At 65.7% G+C, this 1,111-nt stretch carries 1 protein-coding gene; it reads right to left on the bottom strand.

Features of this window, described 5'->3' with window-relative positions; genetic code table 11:
• Nucleotides 1–141: 141 nt before the first annotated feature.
• On the bottom strand, nt 142–1,111 hold a 970-nt coding region (locus AHiyo1_RS18320; protein WP_059389498.1), incomplete at its 5' end, for a TadA family conjugal transfer-associated ATPase.

Below are 1,111 nucleotides of genomic sequence, written 5' to 3'. Positions count from 1 at the left end.
CACAGCCCCAGCCCCAGCGCCCAGCGCCAGCCCCATGCACGGGAGCACGAGGCAGGGCACGCACTACCCGTTTGCCAAGTCGCCGGGACGGTTGGAAGAAAACCCATGCAGCGGCCGCCAGGACGAGAATGAGGAATCCGCTCACGCGACAGCTCCAAGGTGATCCGGGCGCGAGATCGGTCGTTGCGAGCCGGGCAGGAGCCCAGGGTCCAGTTCAAGGCGATCTGCGAGGTCCCCCCAAGCGGGACCAGGGACAGCAACACCCGCCCGCATTTCCACGGCAGGCACGATCGATGGGGCGGACGCGCCCACCGCCAACAATCCAATGCAGGAAACTCTTCTGCCGGCCGGTGTCCGCTCGACGTGGACCACTGCGTCCAATGCCGTTGAAAGCTGCAGTTGAACGGCTTCCCGGCTCAAGCCTGCGAGCGCACCCAACGCCACCAGCCTGGCCGGGACCGCGGAGGCGGTGTTCGCGTGGATTGTGCCACCGCCACCCGTGTGGCCGGTATTGAGTGCCGTCAACAGCTCACGGACTTCTGCGCCCCGGCACTCACCCACGATCAACCGGTCCGGCCGCATCCGCAGTGCTTGCCGAACGAGTTCGCCAAGATCGAGAGCGCCACCGCCTTCAAGGTTCCCGTGCCTGGACTCAAGGGAAACCACGTGCGGGTGCACCGGGTTCAGCTCCGAGGCGTCCTCAATCAGGACGAGCCGATCATGTGGGCTGCTCAAGCCGAGCATCGTGGACAGCAATGTGGTCTTTCCGGAACCGGTGGCACCACTGATCAGGAAGCTCAGCCTGCGATCAACCATTGCCTGCAGCACCTGCTGGACCGGTGCCCCGAACATGCCTCCCGCACGCAACTCGTCGATCGAGAAAACCTCCTCGCGCCGAATCCGAACGGACAACAAAGTTCCGGCAGTGGAAATCGGAGGCAACACTGCGTGCACCCGGTATCCGCCGTCCAGGCGGACATCGACGCACGGCGAGCTGTCGTCCAAACGGCGTCCACCGGCCGCCACGAGCCGGGAGGCCAAGGCACGGATTTGAGGTTCGCCGTCGAAGTGCACCTGCGCCCGCTCCAGCCCCTTGCCGCGGTCGAACCAC

It is taken from the genome of Arthrobacter sp. Hiyo1 (assembly GCF_001263615.2).
Classification (GTDB): Bacteria; Actinomycetota; Actinomycetes; order Actinomycetales; family Micrococcaceae; genus Arthrobacter.
This window is presented reverse-complemented; position numbering and strand designations above follow the sequence as displayed.